Origin of the sequence: Streptomyces ruber (genome assembly GCF_014648075.1) — a bacterium.
GTDB classification, from domain to species: Bacteria; Actinomycetota; Actinomycetes; order Streptomycetales; family Streptomycetaceae; genus Streptomyces; species Streptomyces ruber.
Genome location: NZ_BMQK01000001.1, coordinates 501,360 through 517,360, shown reverse-complemented (window position 1 = coordinate 517,360; position 16,001 = coordinate 501,360). Strand labels below are relative to the sequence as shown.

Here is a 16,001-nt window from a genome sequence, read left to right as displayed (position 1 = left end):
ATCCTGATGAAGATCCACAAGTACGACACCGTCATCGTCGGCGCCGGCGGCGCCGGTATGCGCGCCGCCATCGAGGCGACGAAGCGCAGCCGCACCGCGGTGCTCACCAAGCTCTACCCCACCCGCTCCCACACGGGCGCCGCGCAGGGCGGTATGGCCGCCGCGCTGGCCAACGTGGAGGAGGACAACTGGGAGTGGCACACCTTCGACACGGTCAAGGGCGGTGACTACCTGGTCGACCAGGACGCCGCCGAGATCCTGGCGAAGGAGGCCATCGACTCCGTCCTCGACCTGGAGAAGATGGGCCTGCCGTTCAACCGCACCCCGGACGGCACCATCGACCAGCGCCGCTTCGGCGGTCACAGCCGCAACCACGGCGAGGCCCCGGTCCGCCGGTCCTGCTACGCGGCGGACCGCACCGGCCACATGATCCTCCAGACGCTGTACCAGAACTGCGTGAAGGAGGGCGTGGAGTTCTTCAACGAGTTCTACGTCCTGGACCAGCTCATCACCGAGGTCGACGGCGTCAAGAAGTCGGCCGGTGTCGTGGCGTACGAGCTGGCCACCGGCGAGATCCACGTCTTCCGGGCGAAGTCCGTGATCTACGCGTCCGGCGGCACCGGCAAGTTCTTCAAGGTGACGTCGAACGCCCACACGCTGACGGGCGACGGCCAGGCCGCGGTCTACCGCCGCGGTCTGCCCCTGGAGGACATGGAGTTCTTCCAGTTCCACCCGACCGGCATCTGGCGCATGGGCATCCTGCTGACGGAGGGCGCCCGCGGTGAGGGCGGCATCCTCCGCAACAAGGACGGCGAGCGCTTCATGGAGAAGTACGCGCCGGTCATGAAGGACCTGGCGTCCCGTGACGTCGTGTCCCGCTCCATCTACACGGAGATCCGCGAGGGCCGCGGCTGCGGTCCCGAGGGCGACCACGTGTACCTGGACCTCACCCACCTCCCGCCGGAGCAGCTCGACGCCAAGCTGCCCGACATCACGGAGTTCGCCCGCACCTACCTGGGCATCGAGCCGTACACCGACCCGATCCCGATCCAGCCCACCGCGCACTACGCCATGGGCGGCATCCCGACGAACGTCGAGGGCGAGGTCCTCGCCGACAACACGACGGTCGTCCCGGGCCTGTACGCGGCCGGCGAGGTCGCCTGCGTCTCCGTCCACGGCGCCAACCGCCTGGGCACCAACTCGCTGCTGGACATCAACGTCTTCGGCCGCCGCGCGGGCATCGCCGCCGCGGAGTACGCGCAGAAGGCCGACTTCGTGGACCTTCCGGAGAACCCGGAGTCCCTGGTCGTCGAGCAGATCGAGCGGCTGCGCGCCTCCACGGGCACCGAGCGGGTGGCGGAGCTGCGGCGCGAGCTGCAGGAGACCATGGACGCCAACGTCATGGTGTTCCGCACCGAGCAGACGATCAAGACGGCCGTCGAGAAGATCGCCGAGCTGCGCGAGCGCTACAAGAACGTGGCGATCCAGGACAAGGGCCGGCGGTTCAACACCGACCTCCTCGAAGCCGTCGAGCTGGGCAACCTGCTCGACCTCGCCGAGGTCATGGCCGTCTCCGCCCTCGCCCGCAAGGAGTCGCGCGGCGGTCACTACCGCGAGGACTACCCGAACCGCGACGACGTCAACTTCATGCGCCACACCATGGCGTACCGCGAGGTCGGCGCCGACGGCACCGAGTCCATCCGTCTCGACTACAAGCCGGTCGTCCAGACCCGCTACCAGCCGATGGAGCGTAAGTACTGATGGCAACACCTGTTCTGGACAAGCCCGAGGCGAGCGCGTCGGACTCCGCGTCCCCCTACATCACGGTCACCTTCCGCATCCGCCGCTTCAACCCCGAGGTCTCGGCGGACGTGGTCTGGGAAGACTTCCAGCTGGAGATCGACCCGAAGGAACGTGTCCTCGACGGGCTGCACAAGATCAAGTGGGACCACGACGGCAGCCTGACCTTCCGCCGTTCCTGCGCCCACGGCATCTGCGGCTCCGACGCGATGCGGATCAACGGCAAGAACCGCCTCGCGTGCAAGACCCTGATCAAGGACATCAACCCCGAGAAGCCGATCACGGTGGAGCCCATCAAGGGCCTCACGGTCCTGAAGGACCTCGTGGTCGACATGGAGCCGTTCTTCCAGGCGTACCGCGACGTGATGCCCTTCCTCATCACGAAGGACACCAACGAGCCGACGCGCGAGCGCCTGCAGTCGGCCGAGGACCGCGAGCGCTTCGACGACACCACGAAGTGCATCCTCTGCGCCGCGTGCACCTCGTCCTGCCCGGTCTTCTGGAACGACGGCCAGTACTTCGGCCCGGCCGCGATCGTGAACGCGCACCGCTTCATCTTCGACAGCCGTGACGAGGCGGGCGAGCAGCGCCTGGAGATCCTCAACGACAAGGACGGCGTGTGGCGCTGCCGCACCACGTTCAACTGCACGGACGCCTGCCCTCGCGGTATCGAGGTCACGAAGGCGATCCAGGAGGTGAAGCGGGCGCTGATCACGCGCCGCTTCTGATCCTCTCGGTGAGTACGTGTGCGGGCCCCGTTCCTTCGCGGAACGGGGCCCGCCGCTTTCACCGTACGGTCCGGCTCCTCCACTCCACCCATACTTCTTTGCCCTCCCCGGCGACGTGGTGCCCCCAGCCGTCGGCGCATGCCTGCAGCAGCCAGAGCCCGCGACCGCTCTCCGAGTCGGGCCCGGCCGCACCCCGCAGGGGCGGACACGGACTGCCGTCCCGGACGCCGAGCCACAACCGCCCCTCATCCTGTACGAGCCGTACGCCGACAGGTCCGGCCGGGCTCGCGGCAAGGGAGTTGGTGACCAACTCGGAGGCGACGAGCTGGGCGTTGTCGAGGACGGTGGGATCGGCTCGGTAGCGGGAGAGCACGGCGCGTACGTGGGCACGGACGATGCCGGGGCCGAAGGAGGAGTGGGGGATGCGCAGGACGTACTCCCAGAGTTCGCTCATGACCGTGACTCCTTGCCGAGGTACGGAAGTTGGGTGAGGTGAACCGGGAACGGTGGCTCTGCCGCCCGGGCAGGGCGGTGCACTTCCGGAAACCGGGCGCCACGCTGAGCGATGGGCGCAATACTGTAGGTAGCGGGTGCGGGGTAGGGTTACTACCTTCACCGTCAAACCACTACCCCTGTGAGTGAAAGGACGGCGACGTGCCCCCTAGGCCGGCAGCAACCGTGCGACAGCAACGCCTCGGCGCTGAACTGCGCAAACTGAGGGAACTAGCGGGGTTGACGTCCCGTGAGGCGGGTGAGCTGCTGAACGTCAACGCGGCACGCATCAGCTCGATCGAGGCCGGGCGTTTCGGAGTGAGCGCGGACCGGGTCCGCATGTTCGCCCACAGCTACGGCTGCTCCGACGAGCCGTACATCAAGGCCCTGACCGACATGACCGTGGGCCGGACGCGCCACTGGTGGGACGAGTACCGCGAGATGCTGCCCTCGGGCCTGCTCGACCTGGCCGAGCTGGAACACCACGCGAGCGCGATCCGCACGGCCCAGGTGGCCCATGTCCCCGGACTGTTCCAAACGGTCGATTACGCGCGCCTGATCTTCCGGCAGTCCATCCCGAAGCTGTCCCCACCGGAGGTGGAGTACCGCGTCACCCACCGGATCAAGCGGCAGGGCATCCTCTTCGCGGCCGACCCGACGCCGTACACGGCGATCATCCACGAGGCCGCCCTGCGCATGCGGTTCGGCGGCCGTCACGTGACACGGGAACAGCTGGAGCACGTCGTGGAGATGAGCGAACTGTCCCACGTGACGGTCCGGGTGATTCCTTACGAGGCCGGCATCTTCCCCGGCGCCGGACAGACCGTGCTGTACGCGGACGGTCCCGTCCCCCGCCTGGACACCGTCCAGCTCGACGCCGAACATGGGTCCGTGTTCCTCCACGCGGACGCTCAACTGCACAAGTACCGCACGTTCATGACCCGCTTCGAGGCGGTCGCGCTCGCGGAGCCCGCCTCCAGAGACGTGATCCGCGAGATCGTCAACGACCTGTGAAAGGCCCCGAAGTGCCCACCCTCCGCTGGCAGAAGTCGTCGTACAGCAGCGAGGGGAACAACTGCCTGGAGTTGGCCACGGCCCCCGACGGAACCCTCCACCTCCGCGAGTCCGACACCCCCGCAGTCACCCTCACCCTCGAACCCCCCGCCCTCACCTCCCTCCTCACAGCCACGCGCCGGGGCATAGCCGGCCCCGGCGCGCGTTCCTGACATCTCCCGCAGCCGTCAGGCCCTGACCACCGGCTCCTGGAGTTCGGTCACCCACTCGTCCCGGTTCGGCGGGCACTCCAGGTTGACCTCCCTGGGGTAGCCGGCCGAGCGGTAGCCGTTGGCCTCGATCCAGTGGGCCAGGGCCTGGATCGAGGTCAGCAGCGTCTCCATCGAGCCGCGGTGGACGATGGTGGCCGCCAGCTCGACGGGCGGGAGGTCCAGGACGCGCAGGCCGTCGTCGCGCGGCGTTACCGAGACCTCGATGCCCGCGTGGACGAGGATGCCGCCGTCCGGGGCGTCCTCGTAGTACGAGACTCCGGTGTCGCCCGGGGTGATGCCGGCCGCGTCGAGGCGCCGCCCCAGCTCCTCGTAGAGCGGCCCGATGACCGGACCGATGTGGTCGAAGTCCGGGGTGACACCGGTCAGTTCGGCCACCCGGACGGACGGCACGTGCTTCAGTACGACATCGTTCGTGGGCATGCGCCCCTCGCTCTCGATCGAGCGGAGCCTCGCCTCGACCTGCACCAGCCGCGCCGCCGCGGCGGCCATGGCCGCCTCCAACTCGGCCTGCCGCAGCCGGAGCATGGCACGCAGTTCCTCGGTGGTGACCTTCTCGTCCAGGATCTCCCGGACCTGCTGGAGGGTGAAGCCGAGGTCCTTGAGCGCGATGATGCGGTTGAGGCGGGCGAGCTGTCCTGCCGTGTAGTGGCGGTATCCGGTGGCCGGGTCGACGTGGGCCGGGCGCAACAGTCCGGTCGCGTCGTAGTGACGCAGCATCCGGACCGACACGCGGCCGTGCCGGGCGAAGTCTCCGATGGTGAACATGGTGTCTCCGAGTCGACCGCCTGACACGGTGTGAGGGTCAAGGAGGGCCGAAGGCGGGGGCGAGCGACGGGCCGGGGAACACTATCGGGTGATCGCGCGTGCACCGGGCGTTCGGGTCCTCACCTGCCTACGATGATGCCCTCGACACCAGCCCACAGGAGGCACGCGATGTCGTCCGCTGCATCCGTCGAGCAGGCCCTTCACGACCACGGCCGCGGAACAGCCTCACTCACGTCCATCGCCGACGAGATCATGGAGCGCCATCCGGGCTACCGCGCCGAGATCATCGCAGGCGCCCTGCTCGTGACCCCCCTCCCCGACGCACTTCACGCGTGCGCCCTGACCACCCTCATGCGCACCTTCATCGCGGGAGGTCTGGACGACGGAGAGACCGAGGTCCTTCAGAACGTCGGGCTCTGGCTGCCCACCGACCTCGAGGACTACGCCATCCCCGACCTCGCGGTGGTGGACGCCGACATCGACGACCACCTGGTCGAGAACAACGCCTACGACCCCGTCTGCTTCCGTCTCGTCCTGGAGGTCACCTCCTCCAACTGGAAGAACGACCTGAAGACCAAGGTCGCCGCCTACGCCGAGGCCCGCATCCCGGTCTACGTCGTCGTCGACCGCAAGCACCAGCGCCTGCACGTCCTCACCGAGCCGGACGGGGACACGTACGCGACCCACCGCGTGCACGCCCCCGGCGAGTTCGTCACCCTGCCCGGCTCGATCGGCGCCGAGGTCACCCTCGATGTGCGGCAGGTCATCGAGGCCGGGCAGCGGACGGCCGGCTGACCGGGGGCTCAGCCGCCCCCTCCACGCATCGGCCGCCGGAAGCCCTGGGTGTCCGAGGCGGTCCGGGTGGCCGATGGGGTCGTGACCCTGCGCTTGGCGGCGGGGGCGGGGGTGGGGGAGTCGGGTCGGCGTGGTGCGTCCGCCGTCCGGGGGCGGCGGCCGCCCGGTGGCGGGGAGGTGTCCTTCTTCGGTGCGTCGGGGGCGCCGTCGCCGGCCGGGGCCTGCGCGGGTGAGGGGCGCATGCGGTGGCGAGCCGACGTCCGCTGGGGCGGACGGGTGAGCGTGATCTGGCGGACGATCTGCTGGAAGCAGACCAGGGACGCCAGCGCCGGCAGGGCGGCCGCCGCCGTGTCGCTGACCGTCCTGGGCGCCTGGACGATGCACAGCAGCATCGCGATGGACGAGAAGAGGAGGACCACCCCCCAGGAGTGGACCGCGCGGCGGCGGTGCAGCGCGGCCCGCAGCACGGACAGCGACGCCACCAGCCACGGGCCGTAGACCAGCAGGGGCCACCAGGACACGATGCCGCCCTCGGTGCGTGACACGGCCGCGAGGCGCAGCGGCTCGTAGGCCGCCATCCCGCCGAAGAGGCTCACGGAGGACGCGATGACCGCGGCCAGGGCGGCGATGAGCAGACTGGCGACGCGCAGAAAGCCCAGATCCTTGCGGAGCTTGTGCTTCCGGGGAGATCTCCGCAGCGGCGGCAGCTTCGCCGTGATCTCCTGGACGTTCCCCAGGGGAGTTCCCGGGGCCGGGGAGATGACCGAGTCGTCGGTCTCGTTGTCGGTGGTGATTCCGGTGGCGGTGCCGTATTCGGTGGCGGTGCCGTACTCGGTCGCGGTGCCGTACTCGGTGGCCGTTCCGTAGTCGGTCCTGGTCCTGGTCTCGGTCTCGACGTAAGTCCCGAGGTCGGCCTCGTACACGCCGGGGACCTGCTGCTCCATGGATTCCTGGAGCATGAACGCCAGCTCTTCAGCCGGGTCCCAACCGGATGGCGGCGGGATCAGAGTTTCCGAGAAGGCGTCGGCCGGAGCTCGGTGCCGGCCGGTGCCCGCCTCGTTGTACGACCCCTCGTAATAGGGCGGATAATAGGAGCCCTGTTCCTGATGCATACCGAAGTCTGTTTACTTCGCTTGCGTATTCTTGTAAGTGCCTTGCGGCCTGATCCAGCGCCGGGCGAGATTGGTTTCCAGTTCGGTCATGACGCCCAGGAAGCGCTGCAAGACGGGCTCGGTCACCTGGAGCGTCACGGGGAGCCCGCATTTGGTGAGCGTGCCATTGGTGGGCGATGAGCAGTGTTCCCGGCCGGGAGTGTAGGTGTAAGGCCCAAGTGTGACCGGACGCCCTACGGGGGTGCTCCCGTGCTCCTGGCCCGGAAGCGGGCCGGAAAACCCTTCCCCATTTTCCTTGGTCATATCTGAATTAACGTCGCCCCACTCCCCCGGATGCGCGGCAAATGGGTGAACGACTTCGTGGATGATTATTTAATGCGGTAGTGATGCTGAGCCGACAGTAGTTCCGTAGGAAGGGTGGCGGTCGGCTCGTATGAAAAGACGGGTCGCCGCCCAGGGCAGCAGTGAGGCCGACCGCGCTGGGCGCGGTCGGCCTCACTCCGCCCTCGTTCCATCCGTCCCGTCAGGCTCCGGGGCGCCGGCCGATCGCGGTCAGGTCGATGTCGATGTCGATGTCGTACGGAACCGAGACCTTCAACCGGTCGCGGAAGACGCCGGTCAGGGCGTACGACTTGGTGGCCGGGTCGAGCTCGTGGACGTAGCCGACGGGGAGGCCCTTGTTCGCCGTCCTGCTCGACCCGCCAGAAGTGCCGCACCCCGGCCGCCGCGTACTTGCGGGCTTGACCTCGCGGTCGCGTTCCCGGGAGTCGGGGGATACGACCTCCACCGCGAGGAGGATGCCCTCGGGCTCGTACCAGGTCTGCGCGGGACCTGCGTTGGCGTCCACGGGGAAGACCAGCACGTCCGGCTCGGGCCTGTTCCTCGGATCCGGCCTCACCGTCATCTCGCGCATGACGTCGAGGTGGTCCGGCGCCTGCTCCCATGGGACGGAGTCTCGCCTGATTCCCCAGCGTACCGAGGGTCGACGGCGAGGGAGTCAGCTCTTCGGGTGAAGGCGGCCGACCGGCGGTCCCGCGCCCCGACCCCACCCCGAACACGCCACCTTGAACATGTTCAAAAACGGGAGTACGGTCCTGTCACAACGTTTTGAACGTGTTCAAGAAGGGTGGGGACATGGACCTCACGGTCGTCGCGTACGTCATCTATCTGCTGGTCAGCGTGAGCCTGACGGTCTGGGTCGCGCGGACGCTGAGCCGGAACGGGCGGCTCTTCCTCAGCGATGTGCTGGACGGGAACGAGAAGCTCGCCGACGCCGTCAACCACCTGCTCGTGGTCGGCTTCTACCTCGTCAACCTCGGGTTCGTGGCGCTGTACCTGAACCAGGACGACGGTGTCACCGACGCGCGCGGTGTGTTCGAGGCCGTGAGCACGAAGCTCGGCGTCGTGCTGCTCGTGCTGGGCGCGCTGCACCTCGGGAACGTCTTCGTGCTGAACAGGATGCGCCGGCGCGGGGTCATGGAGCGGGAGCAGCTGCCGCCCGTCGCGCCGCAGGACTGGGTCGCCCCGTCGGCCGGGGCGTGATCCCGCCGATGGCCACCACAGCCGTACGCGACCGGGGCGCCGCCCGCGTCCCGGTGCGCGGGCTCACCGTGCTGTACGACGCGCAGTGCTCGCTCTGCCGGTTCCTGCGGGGGTGGCTGGAGCGGCAGCGGCAACTGGTGCCGCTGGACTTCGTCGCGGCGGGGTCGGAGGAGGCCCGGCGGCGGTTCCCGGCGCTGGACCACTCGGCCACACTGGACGAGATCACCGTCGTCGGGGACGCGGGGCAGGTGTACCGCTCCTCGGCCGCCTGGATCGTCTGCCTGTGGGCGCTGCGCGAGCACCGGCCGCTCGCCCACCGGCTGAGCACCCCGGCCGGGGCCCGGGTCGCCCGCGGGGTCGTCCTCGCCGCGGCCAAGTGGCGGGAGGGCCACAGCGGGGCCGCGTGGGGCGGGCGGGCCTACTGGACCGGCGACGGATGGGCGTACGACCCCCAGTACGGCTGGACGTACAGTCCGCCGTCCTGCGCCGGCGGCGCCTGTCCCACCGCCCCCACTGGTTAGGCTCTCCTCCGTGCCCGCCAAGAACGACAGGTCCCAAGACGGCCGTACGACCCCCGCGAGTCCGGACGAGGGCGGCGCGCCCGCCAGGACCGCCAAGTCGGAAGCGACCCGCGCGCTCATCCTGGAGACGGCGATGCGGCTGTTCCAGGAGCGGGGCTACGACCGGACGACGATGCGGGCCATCGCCAAGGAGGCCGGGGTCTCCGTCGGCAACGCGTACTACTACTTCGCCGGCAAGGAACACCTGATCCAGGGCTTCTACGACCGGATCGCCGCCGAGCACCAGGTGGCGGTCCGGGAGGTCCTGGACCGGGAGACGGAGCTGGAGGCGCGGCTCGCGGGCGTGCTGCGGACCTGGCTGGACATCGCCACGCCGTACCACGAGTTCGCGGTGCAGTTCTTCAAGAACGCCGCCGACCCGGACAGCCCGCTCAGCCCCTTCTCCCCGGAGTCGGAGCACGCGCGCGTGGAGGCCATCAGCGTCCACCGGGAGGTGCTGGCCGGGGCGAAGGCCAAGGTGCCGGACGAGCTCCGGGACGTACTGCCCGAGCTGATGTGGCTCTCGCAGATGGGGCTCGTCCTGTACTGGATCTTCGACCGGACCGAGGGACGCGAGCGCAGCTACCGGCTCGCGGAACGTGGCGCCCGGCTGACCGCGCGGGGCGTGTCCCTGGCCCGCTTCAAGGTGCTGCGGCCGCTGGTGCGCGAGGTGCACGAGCTGTTCAGGGACTTCCTGCCGGGAATGACCAAGGCGCTGCCCAGGCCGAAGGGCGACGGGCGGGCCGGATGATCAGTACGGCGCGCGCCTGCGCCGCGCCGCCGAACGCCCCTCCCCGCCCGGCCGTCCCCTCTCCCCAGGACTCACCTCCAGGACACCGGCGCCGACGCCACCCCGACCGTCGGCGGCATCCTCACGGCACCGTGGCCACCAGCGCCCACACCGTCTTGCCGTGCCGGCCGCGGCTCCACACCCCCCAGGCCGCCGCGATGTTCTCCACCAGGCGCAGTCCGCGCCCGGTCTCCTCCCACTCGCCGGCCTCCCGCAGCCGGGGTTCCGTCGTACCCTCGTCCGAGACCTCGATGAAGCACGAGCCGTCGGCCAGCGCCGTCACCGCTATCTCGAACTCCCGCTCCAGCAGGGGCCCGTGACGGACGACGTTGGTCGCCAGTTCGGAGACGAGGAGCACGGCGTCCTCCAACGCCTGGTCCTCGGTGCCCAGCCCCCACTCGGCGAGATGGTCCTGCACCCGGCGCCGGGCCAGTCCGACGGACGCCGGATGCCTGGGAAGCCGGAACGAGTTGCGCCTCAACACATTTGCTCCTCACCCCGCACACACCTCCAACACATGGTGCTGCGCGCGGGGCGGGCGCGGTGTCACTTTCGCGAATGTCAAGCACGCGAGATCACGACAGCCGACAAGCCCCCACGGCATATCCCGTCGGACTGCCACGGACACCGGCTCACGCCCCTGTGGCCACCGGGGTGGGACAAGCGGCCCGTCCCTGGGTCGCGGCCTGCCGGGAAGTGCCGCCGCCGGGCGCCGCACGGGTGTTGTCACCGCACCGCCGACTGTCCTGAATCAGGCGGTCGACCTCCTCTTTGTCATATCCGGAGCGGTCGCCTCCGCGACGCGGGGCGGGGTCCGCCGCGGGCCTCCGGGGACGGGGAGCCGACGGACCCGGTGGCGCCGCGCACGTCCCAGCCTGCTCTCCGCGCATCGTTTCCGGAAGGCGGACGGCCGCTGCCCGAGGAGGGTCCGCCGAGACGGCACCGCCGCCGGGCGGAGGGCCCGGCGGCGGCTTCGGATATGCATGTGCGAACGTCACATGCCGTTGGGATGTGCCTCGGGAACCGCCTCGGGAACCGCCATGGGACAGCGCCGAGGCGTGTGCCTAGGCCTGCTTCGACGCCAGCTCCACCACCGTGATGTCGGACGGGGCGCCCACCCGGACCGGCGGCCCCCAGGCGCCGGCGCCGCGGGAGACGTACAACTGGGTGTCCCCGTAGCGTTCGAGGCCCGCCACGGTGGGGTTGGCCAGGGCGGCGAGGTACGGACCGGGCCACAGCTGGCCGCCGTGGGTGTGGCCGGAGAGCTGGAGGTCGACGCCGTGCTCGACGGCATCGTGGATCATGACCGGCTGGTGGGCGAGGAGGACGGCGGCCCGCGAGGTGTCCCGGTCACCGAGCGCCTTCGCGTAGTCGGGGCCCTGGCCCTCCTCCTCGCCCGCGATGTCGTTGACGCCCGCGAGGTCGAAGAAGGGCAGCTCGGTGCGGGCGTTCTCCAGGGGGTGCAGCCCCAGCCGCCGGACCTCGTCGACCCACGGCTCGGCGCCGGAGAAGTACTCGTGATTGCCGGTGACGAAGTACGCGCCGTGCCGGGCGCGGAGCTGTGCGAGCGGGGCCGCCGCCGGGCCGAGTTCCGCGACGGTGCCGTCCACCAGGTCGCCCACCACCGCGATGAGGTCGGCCTGGGTGGAGTTGACGGTGTCGACGACCCTCTGCGCGAAGCCCCGGCCGAGCAGGGGGCCGAGGTGGATGTCGCTGACGACCGCGATCCTGAACCCGTGGGCGGCGCGCGGCAGTTTGGCCAGCGGAACGGTCACCCGCTTCACCTTGGGGCCGCCGACGACGCCGTACGTGCCGTAGCCGACGGTCCCGAGCGCGGCGACGGCCGCGGCTCCGCCGACGACGCGGGAGACGAAGAGACGGCGGGAGGGGCCGGCCGGGGCGGGCCCGGCAGTGGTGCCGGCAGCGGTACCGGCTCCCCCCGGAGCCGAGGAGTGCGCCGGAGATGGGGAGTCCGTGTTCGGCTGGTCCGTCAGGAGCGTGTCCAGGGGTGCCGGTGCCGGTTCGGCGTTCCCGGTCTTCGTCGTGGCCGCCGTCCCGGTGGCCGCTTCCGCTCCCCCCGCCGTCTCCGCCCCGGCCGGGACCCTGGCCGTCTCCGCCTCCGTCTCCGGTGCGGGTCGTGCCGGTACGGGTTCCGGCGCGCGACGGGCCGTCAGGCGGCGCAGCAGCGGCCGTACGACCTCGCCCACGAGCAGGGCCAGCAGCAGGTAGAGCGCGAGCGCCAGCCACATGTAGCCCGGCCAGCCCAGCACCTGCTTGAGCCAGAACGGGACGTCGGACCGGGAGGCGGACAGCGCCGCGACCGACAGCAGGGGCCCGGCGATGAACACCGCCGTGCCCAGACGGCGGGCGAGACCGGGCCCGCTGGTCGTGTCGCGCACCAGCCGGCGCCAGGCGTACCAGTGCCCGAGCGCCAGGGCGGCGAAGACGCCCAGGGCCGCGAGTATGAAGACGATCACCATGTGTGTGGTTCCCCGCTATGTGGTTCGACGCAGTGCGCGCAGGCCGCGCAACCCGATGACCCCGATGACTGTCCCCAATACAAAGGAGACGACGGCGAGAGTCAGATGCACCCAGAAGTACGCCGTCGGATCCCCCGCGTCGTCGAACGCGAGCCCGCTGCCGTCCTTCCACAGGTTCTTGACGAAAGTGATCCAGATGACCCAGCTCCACACCCCGAAGGCGAGCAGGAACCAGGAGAGGGGACGGCTGAGCTTGGAGCGCGGCATGGACTCAGTATCGCCCGCGTCGGAAGGGGCCCGCCGTCCGGGTGGTGCGCAGGGTGGGACTTCTCCCTCGGAGCCATGTACGTTCTCGGTCGTGTCCGCCTCAACGATGACCGGCAGACGATCCCTGCGGGTCGCTTCCGCCACTCTGCTGTCCCTGTCGCTGACCGCCGCCCCGGTACTGACCGCCGGCCCGGCCCTGGCCGCCGACAAGCCCTCCCCGAGCACCTCGCCGTCCGTCACCCCACCGGCGCGGATGTCGACCGTCGGCGGTGAGCGGCTCGGCGAGCCCGGTACCCAGGTAGAGCTCGGCAGGGGCGCCCCCGTCCTGCCCAAGGACCTCAGCGCGCGCTCCTGGATCGTCGCCGACGCCGAGACCGGTGACGTGCTCGCCGCGCACAACGCCCACTGGCGGCTGGCCCCCGCGAGCACCCTGAAGATGCTGTTCGCGGACACGCTGCTGCCCAGGTTCAACAGGGACGAGGAGCGCAAGGTGCTGCCCTCCGACCTGGCGGGCATCGGCTCCGGGTCGAGCATGGTCGGCGTCAAGGAGGACGAGACGTACTCGGTGCACGATCTGTGGCTCGGTGTCTTCCTCCGGTCCGGGAACGACGCGGTGCACGTGCTGTCCGCGATGAACGGCGGTGTCGAGGAGACCGTCGAGGACATGAACGAGCACGCCGAGGAGCTCCAGGCCCTCGACACGCACGTGGTCAGCCCGGACGGGTACGACGCGAAGGGGCAGGTGTCGTCGGCGTACGACCTCACCCTCATCGCCCGTTCGGGTCTGCAGAAGAAGGACTTCCGCGAGTACGCGTCGACCGTGCGGGCGCAGTTCCCGGGCGAGACCGAGAAGGTGAAGGGGAAGGCGGCCCGGAAGTCCTTCGAGATCCAGAGCACCAACCGGCTGCTCACCGGGGACGCGGGCCTCGACGCGTACCAGGGCATCGCGGGGGTGAAGAACGGCAACACCACCAACGCGGGCTCCACCTTCACCGGTGTCGCCGAGCGTGACGGCAGGGTGCTGCTCGTGACGGTGATGAACCCGGAGAAGAAGGAGCACAACGAGGTCTACAAGGAGACCGCCCGGCTGTTCGACTGGGGCTTCGAGGCCGCGGACAAGGTGGAGCCGGTAGGGGAGCTGGTGCCGCCGAAGGGCGTCGGCACCGACGCGAGCGCCCAGGCCGACGCGGGGCCGTCCCCGTCGGTCTCCGGGTCCACGGGCGGCAAGCCCGCGGCGGCCGTCGTGCCGAGCGGCTCCAGCGGCATCGGAACGGCGCTGGCCGTCACCGCCGGGGTGCTGGCGCTGCTCGCGGGCGCGGTCTTCCTGGTGAACCGCCGCTGGCCACTGCCGGACCTGATGCGCCGACGCCGGTGAGGACCGGGGAGGACCGGTGGACCGGTGAGGGCCGCTGCCGTCCCGGTCCGCGCCGGCGCGTCCTCCCCGGTGAGGTCCGGTGGCGTCCCGGCCGGCTTCGGTTCGGCCGGCTCCGGCCCGGTGGCGTCCCGGCCGGCTCCGAGCGCCCCGCCCCGGTCACACCGCGACACCCCGGCCGGCCTCAGCGCGCCCGCTCCCTGCCGGCTCCACCCTGCTCCTCCTGCCGCTCCGGCGCCTCCGACCGCCGCTGCGGGGGCTCGGGCCGCGCAGGCTCGTGCGCGGCCGTCGGTGCGGGTCCCGGGGTCTTCTCCAGTGACGCCTGCTGCCCCCTGTCCTCCGGTGCCTCCGCCTCCTTGCTGCCCGTCGCCGTCCACGAGGCGGAGACCAGCAGGAGCTTGCAGGTGAAGTTGATCCACAGGAGGAGGGCGATCGGGACGCCGAACGCGCCGTACATGCTCTTCGACGCGACGCCCTGGATATAGCCGCTGAGCAGCAGCTTCAGCAGTTCGAAGCCGATTGCGCCGACCAGTGCGGCCACGATCAGGCGGCGTCGCGGCGGCTGGACGCCGGGCAGCAGCGTGAGGACGTACAGCAGGAGCAGGAAGTCCGCGAGGACGGCGACGGCGAATACCGCGGCCCGCAGCAGCACACCACCCCAGCCGCCCCGTTCGAGGCCGAGCTGGTCGCCGATCCAGCCGACCATCGTCGAGCCCACCACGGAGACGACGAAGGTCACGAGCACCGCGCCGCCGAGTCCGAGCAGGACGCCCGCGTCCTTCGCCTTGACCAGGACGGGGTTCTCCTCGGGGTCCGGCTTCTCCCACACGGCCCGCAGACAGCCGCGCATCTCGCCGACCCAGCTGATCCCCGTGAACAGCAGCAGCGCACCGGCGATGACGCCGACCTTGCCGGCGTTGTCGACCAGTCCGCCGATGTCGATCTGGTCGGAGATGCCGGGGATCTGGTCGGCGATCTGGTCTTCCAGCTTCTGCTGCCGGCCCTCGCCGACGGTCGCCGCGGCGACGGAGGCGGCGACGGTGAGCAGCGGGAACAGCGCCAGGAAGCTGAGGAAGGTCATCGCGGCGGCGAGCCGCGTGTACTTCACCCGTTCCAGCCGCTCGTACGAGCGCCACGCGTGCGTGAGCGTGAGGCGCTCCGCCAGCGGGCCGACGCCGGGCAGTCTCTTCAGCCAGTCCATGATCCGACTCCGCCCTCCCTCCGGTCCCGGAGTCTCCCCGGGACCGACGGCGGCCGGGTACCCCCGTACCGCGGGTCACCACGACGGTTCAGGACGACAACATCCCGGCGTCCCTCAGCGTCTCGGCAGGGTGGTGTCTCTTCGGTCCGGCGAGCCGGCCTGCGGCGGTACGACCGTCCCTCCGAAGGGGAACTCGCGCAGCTTGCGCCACACGCCGTCCGGGCCCTGCTCGTAGAGCGCGAACCCGGTGACGGGCCACTCCGCCTCGTACCCGGACAGCTCCTCGTACGCCCGGTCCATCGCCTCGTCGGGGATGCCGTGCGCCACCGTGACGTGCGGGTGGTACGGGAAGGCGAGCTCCCGCGCCACCGGGCCCGACGCGTCCCGGACCTGCTTCTGCAGCCAGGTGCAGGCCTCGGCCCCCTCGACGACCTGGACGTACACGACGGGCGACAGCGGGCGGAAGGTGCCCGTGCCGGACAGCCGCATCGGGAAGGGGCGCCCGGCGGCCGCGACCTCGCTGAGGTGCGCCTCGATGGCGGGCAGCCGCGAGGCGTCGACCTCCGTCGGCGGCAGCAGGGTGACGTGCGTGGGGATGCCGGAAGCCGCGGGGTCGCCGAAGCCCGCGCGCCGCTCCTGGAGCAGGCTGCCGTGAGGCTCCGGGACCGCGATCGACACACCGATCGTTACGGTCCCCACGTCGTCTCCTGTCGTTCGTCGTTGTGTGCCGTGTGCTGTTGTCGTGCGCTGTCGTTCTCCGACGCCGGCCGGCGGGCAGGAGTGACCGCCGGTCCGGCTGTCGACTGTACGG

The 16,001-nt window shown here is 70.5% G+C and carries 17 protein-coding genes and 1 pseudogene; 9 read left to right on the top strand and 9 right to left on the bottom strand.

Annotated features, from left to right (window positions below; all coding sequences use genetic code 11):
* Nucleotides 1–6: 6 nt before the first annotated feature.
* Both sdhA and IEZ04_RS02410 read left to right on the top strand, forming a co-directional pair.
* A complete protein-coding gene (sdhA, locus tag IEZ04_RS02415) occupies nt 7–1,761 on the top strand; it encodes a succinate dehydrogenase flavoprotein subunit (protein ID WP_189214899.1) in 1,755 nt (584 codons plus the stop codon).
* Entirely contained in the window at nt 1,761–2,528 is a 768-nt protein-coding gene (locus tag IEZ04_RS02410; protein WP_189214898.1) for a succinate dehydrogenase iron-sulfur subunit, read from the top strand. Before sdhA ends, IEZ04_RS02410 begins: the two co-directional genes overlap by 1 nt.
* 58 nt (nt 2,529–2,586) lie before the next feature.
* Here IEZ04_RS02410 and IEZ04_RS02405 read toward each other — a convergent pair whose 3' ends face one another.
* Entirely contained in the window at nt 2,587–2,982 is a 396-nt protein-coding gene (locus IEZ04_RS02405; protein WP_189214897.1) for an ATP-binding protein, read from the bottom strand.
* A 200-nt stretch (nt 2,983–3,182) separates the two neighbouring features.
* Between IEZ04_RS02405 and IEZ04_RS02400 the strand changes: the two genes are divergently transcribed.
* Nucleotides 3,183–4,034: a helix-turn-helix domain-containing protein gene (locus IEZ04_RS02400; protein ID WP_189214896.1), complete on the top strand. Its 852-nt coding sequence runs from the start codon at nt 3,183–3,185 to the stop codon at nt 4,032–4,034.
* Entirely contained in the window at nt 4,031–4,246 is a 216-nt protein-coding gene (locus IEZ04_RS02395; protein WP_373296239.1) for a DUF397 domain-containing protein, read from the top strand. The genes IEZ04_RS02400 and IEZ04_RS02395 overlap by 4 nt, the downstream gene beginning before the upstream one ends.
* Nucleotides 4,247–4,261: 15 nt before the next feature.
* Here the strand turns inward: IEZ04_RS02395 and IEZ04_RS02390 are convergent, their stop codons facing one another.
* A complete protein-coding gene (locus tag IEZ04_RS02390; protein ID WP_189214895.1) occupies nt 4,262–5,071 on the bottom strand; it encodes a MerR family transcriptional regulator in 810 nt (269 codons plus the stop codon).
* A gap of 168 nt (nt 5,072–5,239) precedes the next feature.
* Between IEZ04_RS02390 and IEZ04_RS02385 the strand changes: the two genes are divergently transcribed.
* The gene (locus IEZ04_RS02385; RefSeq protein ID WP_189214894.1) at nt 5,240–5,866 is read left to right on the top strand and encodes a Uma2 family endonuclease; all 627 of its coding nucleotides are present in this window, start codon (nt 5,240–5,242) and stop codon (nt 5,864–5,866) included.
* Nucleotides 5,867–5,874: 8 nt separating this feature from the next.
* Here the strand turns inward: IEZ04_RS02385 and IEZ04_RS02380 are convergent, their stop codons facing one another.
* Both IEZ04_RS02380 and IEZ04_RS02375 read right to left on the bottom strand, forming a co-directional pair.
* The gene (locus tag IEZ04_RS02380) at nt 5,875–6,978 is read right to left on the bottom strand and encodes a hypothetical protein (protein WP_229820789.1); all 1,104 of its coding nucleotides are present in this window, start codon (nt 6,976–6,978) and stop codon (nt 5,875–5,877) included.
* 523 nt (nt 6,979–7,501) lie between these two features.
* Nucleotides 7,502–7,918, bottom strand: a pseudogene (locus tag IEZ04_RS02375) (Uma2 family endonuclease); the annotation flags it as partial.
* A gap of 194 nt (nt 7,919–8,112) precedes the next feature.
* On the opposite strand from IEZ04_RS02375, the gene IEZ04_RS02370 reads away from it, so the two are divergent.
* The 3 genes from IEZ04_RS02370 to IEZ04_RS02360 are packed head-to-tail and all read left to right on the top strand — an operon-like array spanning nt 8,113 to nt 9,831.
* Complete coding sequence (locus IEZ04_RS02370) at nt 8,113–8,520, top strand: hypothetical protein (protein WP_189215366.1); 408 nt, start codon at nt 8,113–8,115, stop codon at nt 8,518–8,520.
* An 8-nt stretch (nt 8,521–8,528) separates the two neighbouring features.
* Nucleotides 8,529–9,041 carry a thiol-disulfide oxidoreductase DCC family protein gene (locus IEZ04_RS02365; protein WP_189214893.1) on the top strand — a complete coding sequence of 171 codons (513 nt, stop codon included), beginning with the start codon at nt 8,529–8,531 and terminating at the stop codon, nt 9,039–9,041.
* A 10-nt stretch (nt 9,042–9,051) separates the two neighbouring features.
* Entirely contained in the window at nt 9,052–9,831 is a 780-nt protein-coding gene (locus IEZ04_RS02360) for a TetR/AcrR family transcriptional regulator (protein ID WP_189214892.1), read from the top strand.
* A gap of 121 nt (nt 9,832–9,952) precedes the next feature.
* Here IEZ04_RS02360 and IEZ04_RS02355 read toward each other — a convergent pair whose 3' ends face one another.
* The 3 genes from IEZ04_RS02355 to IEZ04_RS34560 all read right to left on the bottom strand — a co-directional run bounded on the left by IEZ04_RS02355 (nt 9,953) and on the right by IEZ04_RS34560 (nt 12,617).
* Complete coding sequence (locus IEZ04_RS02355) at nt 9,953–10,354, bottom strand: ATP-binding protein (protein ID WP_189214891.1); 402 nt, start codon at nt 10,352–10,354, stop codon at nt 9,953–9,955.
* A gap of 580 nt (nt 10,355–10,934) precedes the next feature.
* On the bottom strand, nt 10,935–12,350 hold the full coding sequence (locus IEZ04_RS02350; protein ID WP_189214890.1) for a metallophosphoesterase: 1,416 nt from the start codon (nt 12,348–12,350) through the stop codon (nt 10,935–10,937).
* A 15-nt stretch (nt 12,351–12,365) separates the two neighbouring features.
* On the bottom strand, nt 12,366–12,617 hold the full coding sequence (locus tag IEZ04_RS34560; protein WP_229820788.1) for an SCO4848 family membrane protein: 252 nt from the start codon (nt 12,615–12,617) through the stop codon (nt 12,366–12,368).
* A 106-nt stretch (nt 12,618–12,723) separates the two neighbouring features.
* Here IEZ04_RS34560 and IEZ04_RS02345 point away from each other — a divergent pair, with 106 nt between their 5' ends.
* Nucleotides 12,724–13,992: a D-alanyl-D-alanine carboxypeptidase family protein gene (locus IEZ04_RS02345; protein ID WP_346158595.1), complete on the top strand. Its 1,269-nt coding sequence runs from the start codon at nt 12,724–12,726 to the stop codon at nt 13,990–13,992.
* Between the two features lie 181 nt (nt 13,993–14,173).
* Here the strand turns inward: IEZ04_RS02345 and IEZ04_RS02340 are convergent, their stop codons facing one another.
* The gene (locus tag IEZ04_RS02340; protein ID WP_189214889.1) at nt 14,174–15,190 is read right to left on the bottom strand and encodes a YihY/virulence factor BrkB family protein; all 1,017 of its coding nucleotides are present in this window, start codon (nt 15,188–15,190) and stop codon (nt 14,174–14,176) included.
* A gap of 114 nt (nt 15,191–15,304) precedes the next feature.
* The gene (locus tag IEZ04_RS02335; RefSeq protein ID WP_189214888.1) at nt 15,305–15,889 is read right to left on the bottom strand and encodes a 2'-5' RNA ligase family protein; all 585 of its coding nucleotides are present in this window, start codon (nt 15,887–15,889) and stop codon (nt 15,305–15,307) included.
* Nucleotides 15,890–16,001: the final 112 nt, after the last annotated feature.